Source organism: Delftia sp. ZNC0008, assembly GCF_000799035.1.
Lineage (GTDB): Bacteria > Pseudomonadota > Gammaproteobacteria > Burkholderiales > Burkholderiaceae_C > Comamonas > Comamonas tsuruhatensis.
In genome coordinates this window covers 1-10,581 of the sequence record NZ_JTKZ01000577.1, presented here as the reverse complement: position 1 = coordinate 10,581, position 10,581 = coordinate 1, and the positions used below count along the sequence as shown (strand labels likewise).

9 protein-coding genes and 1 pseudogene are annotated in these 10,581 nt (G+C 68.4%); 4 read left to right on the top strand and 6 right to left on the bottom strand.

Annotation, left to right across the window (positions count from 1 at the left end; all coding sequences use genetic code 11):
* Positions 1-286: pseudogene (locus L995_RS19080) on the top strand (Fe-S oxidoreductase); the annotation flags it as partial.
* Between the two features lie 285 nt (positions 287-571).
* On the top strand, positions 572-1,570 hold the full coding sequence (locus tag L995_RS19075; RefSeq protein WP_047473016.1) for a porin: 999 nt from the start codon (positions 572-574) through the stop codon (positions 1,568-1,570).
* Here L995_RS19075 and L995_RS19070 read toward each other — a convergent pair whose 3' ends face one another.
* On the bottom strand, positions 1,571-3,223 hold the full coding sequence (locus L995_RS19070) for a methyl-accepting chemotaxis protein (RefSeq protein WP_047473015.1): 1,653 nt from the start codon (positions 3,221-3,223) through the stop codon (positions 1,571-1,573).
* Positions 3,224-3,894: 671 nt separating this feature from the next.
* A complete protein-coding gene (locus L995_RS19065) occupies positions 3,895-5,196 on the bottom strand; it encodes a CaiB/BaiF CoA transferase family protein (protein ID WP_047473014.1) in 1,302 nt (433 codons plus the stop codon).
* Positions 5,197-5,358: 162 nt separating this feature from the next.
* Here L995_RS19065 and L995_RS19060 point away from each other — a divergent pair, with 162 nt between their 5' ends.
* Positions 5,359-6,273: a LysR family transcriptional regulator gene (locus L995_RS19060; RefSeq protein ID WP_012202113.1), complete on the top strand. Its 915-nt coding sequence runs from the start codon at positions 5,359-5,361 to the stop codon at positions 6,271-6,273.
* A gap of 152 nt (positions 6,274-6,425) precedes the next feature.
* Here L995_RS19060 and L995_RS19055 read toward each other — a convergent pair whose 3' ends face one another.
* Genes L995_RS19055 through L995_RS19040 form a run of 4 tightly spaced genes read right to left on the bottom strand, consistent with a single transcriptional unit; the run spans position 6,426 to position 9,625 of the window.
* On the bottom strand, positions 6,426-6,827 hold the full coding sequence (locus L995_RS19055) for a PaaI family thioesterase (RefSeq protein ID WP_047473018.1): 402 nt from the start codon (positions 6,825-6,827) through the stop codon (positions 6,426-6,428).
* A gap of 5 nt (positions 6,828-6,832) precedes the next feature.
* Complete coding sequence (locus L995_RS19050; protein WP_013800068.1) at positions 6,833-7,990, bottom strand: acyl-CoA dehydrogenase family protein; 1,158 nt, start codon at positions 7,988-7,990, stop codon at positions 6,833-6,835.
* A gap of 22 nt (positions 7,991-8,012) precedes the next feature.
* On the bottom strand, positions 8,013-9,224 hold the full coding sequence (locus L995_RS19045; RefSeq protein ID WP_047473013.1) for a thiolase: 1,212 nt from the start codon (positions 9,222-9,224) through the stop codon (positions 8,013-8,015).
* The gene (locus L995_RS19040; protein WP_034365598.1) at positions 9,221-9,625 is read right to left on the bottom strand and encodes a Zn-ribbon domain-containing OB-fold protein; all 405 of its coding nucleotides are present in this window, start codon (positions 9,623-9,625) and stop codon (positions 9,221-9,223) included. Before L995_RS19040 ends, L995_RS19045 begins: the two co-directional genes overlap by 4 nt.
* A gap of 366 nt (positions 9,626-9,991) precedes the next feature.
* Here L995_RS19040 and L995_RS19035 point away from each other — a divergent pair.
* A partial coding sequence (locus L995_RS19035; RefSeq protein ID WP_047473012.1) for an acetamidase/formamidase family protein occupies positions 9,992-10,581 on the top strand: 590 nt, incomplete at its 3' end.

Genomic DNA, 10,581 nt, shown 5'->3' with positions numbered 1-10,581 from the left:
TGGCGCCATGGCATCGCCGGCCGGGCTGGCCTCGGTGGCGTCGCTGTCGCCCGCGTTCGCGCAGGAGGTGCAGCAGATGCTGCAGCAGCGCAACGATCCCTGGCTGCACATGGCGGCGGCCCAGGCTTCGGGCGCCCTGCCGCGCGAGCGCCGGGCCTTCGAGCACCAGTCGCATTTCTGTACCACCGAAGGCTGCCAGTACGAGGGCCGCGCGCCCTGTGCCCAGCCCTTTTGCAGCGAGATGAACCGGCTCTGGGACGTGTCGCGCACCGAGCGCAGCCGCTGAAAACTGACCGGGCCTGACGGTGGCGTGGTCATCGCCGGCCCCTGCTTTCATAATGCCGCCTGTTGCCCGCCACCTGCGCGGTTGACGTCTTTGGCCGGGATGTTTGACGAATGTGCAGCGATCATGCTGCGATCTGCATCCTGGCTGCCTTCAAGTCGCGGCTGGTCACCAGCCCGCCGCGCACCTTTCCAGCCACCCCCGTTGTGGCAGCCCCCGTCGCCGTTCGCGCATGCCCCCGGGCCGCGCCGGTGTTGTGCCATCTTTCATTTCAGGAACCCGTTCAGGATGCGTTGTACCTCCCGCTTGACCCTTGCCTCTCTCGCCATCGCTGCCGCCCTGCCGGTGGCCGCCCAGTCATCTGGCGCCGGCTCCAACGTCACCATCAGTGGCTATCTGGACGCGGGTGTGTTCCGGGATTTCGACAAGACCAGCAAGCTGGGAACGATTCAGCGCAGCAACCTGGCCATTGCCGGCTTCGAGGACCTGGGCGGCGGCCTGAAGGCCACCTTCCGCCTGAGCACGCGCTTCGACCTGGACACGGGCCTGACCGAGGACTATCCGAAGAAGCCCTTCTGGCATGACGAGTCCACCGTGGGCCTGCAGGGCAACTGGGGCCACCTGCGACTGGGCCGCGCGCTCAGCGCCATGTGGAGCCAGGAATGGCAGTTCGATCCCTGGGGCAACTTCAACCGTATCGCCTCGCCGGCCTGGCACATGGCCCACTACCTGACGCCCACCGACCGCGCCAGCAACAACGGCTCGCCCGAGTACGGCCGCATGTCCAACGGCGTGTTCTACGACTCGCCCAAGTTCGGCGGCTTTTCGCTGCACCTGAGCGCCTCGCCCGAGCGTACCGAGGCGCCCGGCCGCCAGGGCCGTGCGCGTTCGGTATCGGTCAACTACGACCAGGGCGCGGTGGCGGCCATGGTGGCGCACGAGCGCAACGGCAGCGGCGACACCGACCTGTACATGGGCGGCAAATACCGCATCGGCACGGCAGCGGTGATGCTGGCCTATGACCGCAGCAAGTCGGGCACGCCCGGCACGGGGCCCGACAAGTCGCGCATGGTGTCGCTGGGCGCCACCTACGGCATGGGCGCGACCACGCTCAAGGCCAGCTATGCGCGCCAGCGCCTGGACCGAGACACCAACAACATGCTGTCGCTGGGCGCCGAGTACGCGCTGTCCAAGCGCACCATGCTCTACACCAGCCTGGGTCATCAGCGCTACGAGAACCAGAGCTCGCGCACGGCCTTCGGCGTGGGCATGGCCCATTCGTTCTGATCAATGCGCTTCCCAGCGGCCTGACTGGGCTGCGCTGGTGATCCTGGCCAGGTCTGGAGCCGGCATGGGCTGAGGGGTGGCGGGCAGGGCGGTGAGTTCCATGCCGCGCTCCAGCTTGAAGACGCTCACGGCCTGCTGCAGGCCGTAGGCCTGTTCCTGCAGGGACTGTGCTGCTGCGGCGGCTTGCTCGACCAGGGCCGCGTTCTGCTGGGTGACCTGGTCCATCTGGGAGATGGCCTGGTTGATCTGCTCCAGGCCCGCCGTCTGCTCCACGCTGGCAGCGGTGATCTCTCCCATGATGTCGGTCACGTTGCGCACGCTGCTGACGATGTTCTGCATGGTCTGGCCGGCCTGCGCCACCAGGGCCGATCCGGTGCTGACCTTGCCGTTGGAGTCCTCGATGAGGAGCTTGATCTCCTTGGCTGCATCGGCGCAGCGTCGCGCCAGTGCGCGCACCTCGGCCGCCACCACGGCAAAGCCCCGGCCCTGCTCGCCCGCGCGCGCCGCCTCGACGGCGGCGTTGAGCGCGAGGATGTTGGTCTGGAAGGCGATGGCGTCGATCACGCCGATGATGTCGGCGATCTTGCGCGAGGAGGCATGGATGGCGTCCATGGTGTCCACCACCTGGGACACCACCTCGCCGCCTTGCTGGGCGACGGTCGAGGCCGAGGCTGCCAGCTGGTTGGCCTGGCGCGCGTTGTCGGTGTTCTGGCGCACGGTGACGGTGAGCTGCTCCATGGAGGCGGCCGTCTCCTGCAAAGAGCTGGCCTGGTGCTCGGTGCGCAGCGACAGGTCGTTGTTGCCCGAGGCGATCTGGCTGGAGGCCGTGGCGATCGAGTCCGTGCCGTTGCGCACCTGCCTGACGATGTGGATGAGGCTCTGGTCCATGCGGTGCAGCGCGTGCAGCAGCTGGCCTGTTTCGTCGGTGGTGGTGGCCTGGATGCGGCGCGTCAGGTCGCCTTCGGCCACGGCCTGGGCCACGCCCACGGCCTCGTTCAGTGGCCGCGCCACGATGCGCGCCAGCGTGAGTGCCAGTCCCAGTCCCAGCAGAATGCTGGCGCCCAGCAGGCCGACCACCCAGCCGCGTGCGCTGCGGTAGAGGGCATTGGCGTGGTCGTTGGCCTGCTGTCCGCCTTCGTGGTCGATCTGCACCATGCGGTCGATCTGGTCATACAGGCGTCGGCTCAGCTCCAGCGATTCGCCCTGGGCCAGCACCAGGGCTTCGTCCTTGCGGTCATTGCGCGCCAGGGCCATGACCATGGCGTGCTCCTTGGCGTACTCGTTGCGCAGCCGGCCCAGTTCGTCGTAGGCGGCCTTCTCCGGCGCGGAGCTGATGAAGCTGGCGTAGTTGTCGTAGCTGGTCTGGGTCTTCTTCCACAGCTCGCCCATGATCCTGTCGAAGGCCTCGATGTCCTGCTCGCTGGTGGATATCAGGTACTGCAGCTCGTTGACGCGGTAGCGGGCCGTGGTGGCGCGGATGTCGAGCAGCATGCGTGATGAAGGCATCCAGCGCGTGGCGATATCGATGGAGGCCTGGTTGATCCGGCTGAGCTGCAGCACGGCATAGAGGCCCACGAAGGTGGTCAGCGCCAGGACGGCCACGAAGGCCAGCAGCAGCTTGGAGGAGATCTTGAGGTTGCGAAAGGCTTGCATGGCGAAGTTCTGAAGTCGTATCCCTTGAACGGCAAGGGAGCAAAAAAAGGCGTGCAGCAGGGCACACCTGGCCTGCGGTGCAGAGCAAGGTGGAAAGGGATCAACGAAGGCAATGACGAAGGCCGGCGCGTGCGCTCAGGGGGGGAACCAGCCCGAGGTCCGGCAGATGCGGCCCTTGATGCGGGGTCTCATGGCGCAGGCCCTTCCAGGGCGGCAGGACTGCGGCTGGCCATGCGCGGGCCTGATGCAGGGCAGGGGCGGTGGATGCGGAAGATGCCGAGCCGTCCGCCTACACCTTTTGGCGCCCGGACGCCAGCTGCGGCCCGGTGCTTGGCGGCGGCTGCCGCCTTCTGCGCCCAGGTGCTGCGGATGGGTGTCCTAGGGATTTCGGACAGGAAAGAATTGGCTATGTGCATCTGTGGTGGGGATTATTTCCGCACCGCCAGATGATGAGAATGCTTCCTATCTGATTTTTGATAGGACGTGTCCTAAAAGCGGTTTGCGGGCGCGCGACACGGCCGTCCGCACCGTCTTCGCACCGTCTTCGCACCGGCTTTCGCTCCGTCATTTGTGCCGTCATGTGCGCCGGTGCGACGGGCCGGCCCCCAGCCTTCAGGACGTCAGGACAGCCGCGCGACAGCGTGTGCCAGGTGCCTGCCGATGCCGGTCGTTCAGACCACGCCCTGGTCGCGCAAGGCCTGCAGCTGCTGTGCATCCAGGCCCAGGCGCTGGCGCAGCACTTCGTCCGTGTGCTGGCCCAGGGCCGGCGGCGCATGGCGCAGCACGGTGGGCGTGTCCGACAGGCGCAGCGGGCTGGCCGTGGTCACTACGCGGTTGATGGTCTCGCCGGCAGGCGGCGTGGCGCCCGGGTAGCGTTCCTGCTCCACGCGCAGGCCGCGCGCACGCACCTGCGCATCGTCGAAGGCCTGGCCGATGTGGTTGATGGGGCCGCAGGGCACGGCCTTGTCCTCCAGCAGCGCGATCCATTCGGCCGTGGGCCGGCTGCGCGTGAGATCGGACATCAGCGGGATCAGCGCGTCGCGGTGGATGACGCGGCCGGCATTGGTGGCAAAGCGCTCGTCGCTCGCCCAGTCCGTGCCGGCCGCCTCGCAAAAGCGCGCGAACTGGCCGTCGTTGCCGATGGCCAGCAGCATGCGGCCGTCGGCCGTGGGGAAGTCCTGGTAGGGCACGACGCTGGGGTGGGTGTTGCCCTGGCGGCCCGGCACATGGCCGGTGTTCAGGAAGCCCGCGCCCTGGTTGGCCAGCACGGCCATGGCCACGTCCAGCAGGGCCATGTCGATGTGCTGGCCGCGTCCCGTGCGGTGGCGGGCCTCCAGTGCGCCCAGGATGGCCGTGGTGGCATACATGCCCGTGAACAGGTCGATCACGGCCACGCCCACGCGCAGCGGCCCGCCGCCGGGCTCGCCGTCGGCGCGGCCCGTGATGCTCATGAGGCCGCTCATGGCCTGCACCAGCAGGTCGTAGCCGGCGCGCGGCGCATAGGGCCCGGTCTGGCCGAAGCCCGTGACCGAGCAATAGATCAGGCGCGGGTTCAGCGCGCTCAGCGAGGCGTAGTCCAGGCCGTAGCGCTTAAGGCCCCCGGTCTTGAAGTTCTCCACCACCACGTCGCTTTGCATGGCCAGCTCGCGGATCAGCCGCTGGCCCTCGGCCGTGGCCATGTCCACGGTGACCGATCGCTTGTTGCGGTTGCAGGCCGCGAAGTACACGGCGTTGTCCGAGGGATTGCCTTGCGCATCGGGAAAGAAGGGCGGGCCCCAGTGGCGCGTGTCGTCGCCCTCGCCGGGCTTTTCGATCTTGATCACGTCGGCCCCCATGTCGGCCAGGTTCTGGGTGCACCAGGGGCCGGCCAGCACGCGCGAGAGGTCGAGCACGCGCAGATGGCCCAGCGCTCCTGCGGTCTGGGTGGCCGTGGTGTGGATGGGGCTGGGGGAGGGGGTTTCTGTGTGGTTCATGGGCTGAGGCGGCTATCCCGGGCAGATGGGCCCATGCTACGGCGCGCGGGCCTGCTGCGGCTTCGCATTTGTGAAAGCGCGCGTTCGCGCACGGGCCGGCACTGCGGTTTGTACTGACGCGCGCGGCTCAGTGCCGGAGCCTGCGGCTTTCTACAATGCCGGATGGCCATGCATTTCGATCTTGTGGATCTGCGCCTCATGGTGCACATCGCCGACGCCAACAGCATGACGCGTGGCGCGGAACTCTCCTTCATCTCCCTGCCGGCGGCCAGCACCCGCATCAAGAACCTGGAGGAGAGCATCGGCACCAAGCTGCTGTACCGCACCAGCCAGGGCGTGACGCTGACGCCGCCGGGCCAGGCCTTCGTCACCCATGCGCGCATGGTGCTGGGCCAGATCGAGCACCTGCGCGGCGACATGCAGGAGTACGTGCGCGGCATCAAGGGCCATGTGCGGGTGTTTGCCAACACCACCTCGCTGGGCGAGTTCCTGCCGCCCGTGCTGCGCCACTACCTGCGCCGCAATCCCGACGTGAACATCGACCTGCGCGAGCGCCTGTCGCACGACATCGTGCGTGCCGTGACCGAGGGGCAGACCGACATCGGCATCGTCGCCGGCCTGGTGCGCACCGAGAACCTGGAGACCCTGCCCTACCGCCGCGACCGCCTGGTGCTGGTGGTGCCGCGCGGCCATGCGCTCGATGGCGAGATGCAGATGGCCTTTGCCGACACGCTGGACCTGGACCATGTGGGCCTGCACGAATCCAGCGCCATCCACGCCTTCCTGCGCCAGGCCAGCGACCAGCTGCACCGGCCCATCAAGCAGCGCATCCAGGTGGGCAACTTCGAGACGGCCTGCCGCATGATCGAGTCCGGCGTGGGCGTGGGCGTGCTGCCCGAGTCGGCCGCCAGCCGCCATGCGCATTCCATGGACATCGCCATCGTGCCGCTGTCCGATGCCTGGTCGGTGCGCGAGATGCAGATCTGCGTGCGCAGCCTGGAGGCCCTGCCGTCCTTCGCCCAGGAGCTGGTGGAGCTGCTGGTGGCCGACGCACAGGGCCGGCTCACGCTGGAGTAGCTTGGACTCAACTATTCAGTGCTTGCGCACGGCCTACGCAACTGGCGTGTTCCAAGCGCGAGACGCCGAGCAAGGGCCGCCCCGCAGCGAGGGCGTCGTCCCCCTCCCGCGAAGCGAGAGAGGGGGAAGCGGCGTAGCCGCTCAGGGGGTGTTCATACCGTCGGTGCCAGCCAGTATTTGAAGGTGCCGGTGGCCGTGGCCACGAGCTTTCCGTCTTCATCGAGCAACTGCGCCGCGCAGCTGCACAGGCTGCGGCTGGCGTGCACCACCCAGCCTTCGGCCAGCAGCGCGCCCTTGCCCGGGCGGTGGAAGCGGCTGCTCATCTCCACCGTCACGGCGGTCTGCGATGGCGCACCGGGCAGCTCGCCCGCGGCGCGCGACATCACGGAGTCCAGCAGCGTCATGAGCACGCCGCCGTGCGCGGCGGGCAGCTGGTTGAGCAGTTCCTCGCGCATGTGGGGCAGGCGCACATGGACCTTGCCGGGCGGCGCGGGCACCTGCGAGGCGCCGATCAGCCGCATGAAGGCATTGCGGTCGGGGGGCGGTGCACTCATGTGGCTCATGCGGCGCGCGCCTCGCGCACCATGTTGCGCGCGATGATGACCTGCTGGATCTGGGTCGTGCCTTCGTACAGGCGGAACAGCCGCACGTCGCGGTAGAAGCGCTCGATGCCGAACTCGGCCAGGTAGCCCGAGCCGCCCAGGATCTGCACGGCGCGGTCGGCCACGCGGCCCACCATCTCGGTGGCGAACATCTTGCAGCACGAGGCCTCGGTGGAGACGTTGCGGCCCTCGTCACGGCGGCGCGCTGCGTCGATCACCATGCACTCGGCCGCATACAGCTCGGCCTGGCTGTCGGCCAGCATGGCCTGCACCAGCTGGAACTCGCAGATGGGCTGGCCGAACTGCTTGCGCTCCAGCGCATAGTTCAGCGCGTCGCGCAGGATGCGCTGCGCCACGCCCACGCTCACGGCCGCGATGTGGATGCGGCCCTTGTCCAGCACCTTCATGGCGGTCTTGAAGCCCTGGCCTTCCTTCAGGCCGATGAGGTTGGCCGCCGGCACGCGCACGTTGTCGAAGAATACGTCGCAGGTGTGCGCGCCCTTCTGGCCCATCTTCACGTCGTTCTTGCCGAAGCTGATGCCCGGCGACTTCGCATCCACGATGAAGGCCGAGACGCCGCCCGCGCCCTTGTTGGCCGGGTCGGTGCGCGCCATCAGCGTGAACATGCCCGCATGCGGCGCATTGGTGATGAAGCGCTTGTTGCCGTTGACCACATAGTGGTCCCCGTCCCTGATGGCGGTGGTGCGCAGCGAGGCCGCATCCGAGCCCGCCTCGGGCTCGGTCAGCGCGAACGAGGCCATGATCTCGCCCGTGGCCAGCTTGGGCAGCCAGGCCGCCTGCTGCTCGGGTGTGCCGTCGATGAGGATGCCCTGCGAGCCTATGCCCACGGTCGTGCCGATCACCGAGCGGAAGGCCGGCGCGGTCTGGCACAGCTCGAAGAGCACGCGCACCTCTTCCTCCATGGTCAGCTCCAGCCCGCCGAACTGCTCGGGGATGGTCATGCCGAACAGGCCCAGGTTGCGCATCTCCTGCACGATGGACTCGGGAATCTCGTCGGTCTCGGCCACTTCGTTCTCGGCGGGCACCAGGCGCTCGCGCACAAATCGGCGCACGCTGTCCAGCAGGGCTTCGAGGGTTTCTTGGTCGCGGATCATTGCGGTGTGCTTCCTGTGCGGTTCAGAGGGTTTCGGCGGTTCCCAGCACCGCCGTGGATTGGCTGGACAGCGTGCCGCCGTTGCCGTGCACCACGGCCGTGCGGTGGCGTCCCAGCTGGCGCTGGCCGGCCTCGCCGCGCAGCTGGCGCACGGCCTCGATCAGCGCAAAGATGCCGTACATGCCCGGGTGCACGCAGGACAGGCCGCCGCCGTTGGTGTTGACGGCCAGCCGCCCGCCGGGCGCAATGCCGCCCCCGGACACGAAGGCGCCGCCCTCGCCCTTGGCGCAAAAGCCCAGGTCCTCCAGGAACAGCAGGGTGTTGATGGTGAAGGCGTCGTAGACCTGGGCCATGTCCATGTCGGCAGCGGTGAGCCCGGCCATGGCAAAGGCCTGGACGCCCGACTGCGCGGCAGCCGTGGTGGTCAGGTCGGGCATGCAGGAGATCTGGCGGTTCCAGATGGCCGTGGCATTGCCCAGCACGTAGACGGGGGGGCGCGGCAGGTCGCGGGCGCGCTCGCCGCGCACCAGCACGATGGCGCCTGCGCCGTCCGTCACCAGGCAGCAGTCGCGCACGCTCAAGGGGCTGGCGATGGGGCGGGCCGAGAGCACGTCCTCGATGGTCAGCGGGTCGCGCATGAAGGCTTCGGGGTTGAGCTGGGCCCAGGCACGCGCGGCCACGGCCACCTCGGCCAGTTGCTCGCGCGTGGTGCCGAACTCGTGCATGTGGCGCGCGGCCGCCAGCGCATAGGCGGTCACGGGCAGCACGGGCTCGTAGGGGAACTCATAGGGCTGCGGGTCCAGGAAACGCCGCGCCGCCTGGCCTTCCTTGCGGCCGAAGGTGGCCGAGCGCTGGGCGCTGCCGTAGCACACCAGCACGGCCTTGCACTGGCCGGCCTCCAGCGCGCGGATGGCGGGCAGCAGGTGGGCGATGAAGCTGCTGCCGCCGATCATCGTGCCGTCCACGTAGGTGGGGTTGATGCCCAGGTGCTCGATCACGGGCATGGTCCACATGCTGGCGTTGACGCTGCAGGTGGCCAGGCCGTCGATGTCCTGCATGGTCAGGCCGGCATCGGCCACGGCCGCATGGGCGGCGCGCACCAGCAGGGTCATGTCGTCCATGCCGGGTGCCTCGCCGCAGCCATAGGTGGCGGCGCCTGCAATGGCCACGCGCCCGCGCAGCGGGCGGTTCACGGCGGCGGCGTCCAGGGTGGATTGGGGGATACGGGCGCTCATGCTGCACCTCCATGGGAAGCCTGTGGAGCCGGTTGCAGCGCGGGCTGGAACAGCACCAGGCCGCGTCCGTCCTTGCTCGCCACATGGGCGCTCACGCGCTGGCCTATGCGCACGTCGGCCGGCGCAATGCCTTCGACGCGGCCCATCATGCGCACTCCTTCGTCCAGGTCGATCAGGGCCACGTTGTAGTCGCCGCCGGCATCGCTCTTGCGTGCGACGGTGGAGGTGGAGTAGACCGTGCCCTGGCCGCTGGCGCGCACCCAGCGCAGCGGGCTGGCACCGCAGTGCGGGCACAGCTCGCGCGGGGTGAAGACATGGCGCGTGCATTGCGGGCACTGCTGTATGCAGAAACGGCCGGCATCGAGTTCGGCCTGGTAGTGGGTCTGTGCGCTCAGGTGCATGGGCGGTGTTTCCATTCTTTGTGTTCTTGGCGCTGCGCCCGGCGGCATGCAGGGCAGCGGCTGTCCGCCAGCATGCCCGCATCGCGGGGCCGCTTCAATTCGCCAATCTGGAAGGGTGGCTTCACCAGCGCCGGCGTCCGGCTGTCAACCCAGGGTTGCTGCCTAGGCGGGCCGGCAGGCACGGCTGCTATGGTGTTTATGCATTCCCGGCCTTTTCTTCATACCCGCCCTGCGCCGCCTGCCGGCGCACCGAGGGCGCGCCGCCGCTTTGTCACGGCGTGGCGCCACATGAAGGCCGGCAATGGCGTGCCGCACCCCGGCCCGTTCTCCGCTGTCGATCCCCACCCACCCAGGAGGTTTTTGCACATGACGGATACGCTGATCAAGGTGGACCTGAACCGCCCGCCCACCGACAACGAAAGGGTCCACAACCGCTGGCACCCGGACATTCCCATGGCCTGCTGGGTCCAGCCCGGCGACGACTTCATCCTGGAGACCTACGACTGGACCGGCGGCTTCATCAGGAACAACGACAGCGCCGACGATGTGCGCGACATCGACCTGACCACGGTGCACTACCTGTCCGGCCCCGTGGGCGTGAAGGGCGCCCAGCCCGGCGACCTGCTGGTGGTGGACCTGCTGGACATCGGCGCCAAGCCCGACAGCCTCTGGGGCTTCAACGGCTTTTTCTCCAAAAACAATGGCGGCGGCTTCCTGACCGACCATTTCCCCTCGGCCCAGAAATCGATCTGGGACTTCAAGGGCATGTTCACCAGCTCGCGCCACATACCAGGCGTGAACTTCCCCGGCCTCATCCATCCCGGCCTCATCGGCTGCCTGCCTGACCGGCCCATGCTGGAGATGTGGAACGAGCGCGAGCGCGCCCTGATCGCCACCGATCCCGAGCGCGTGCCCGGCCTGGCCAACCCGCCGTCGGCCGGCACGGCCCACATGGG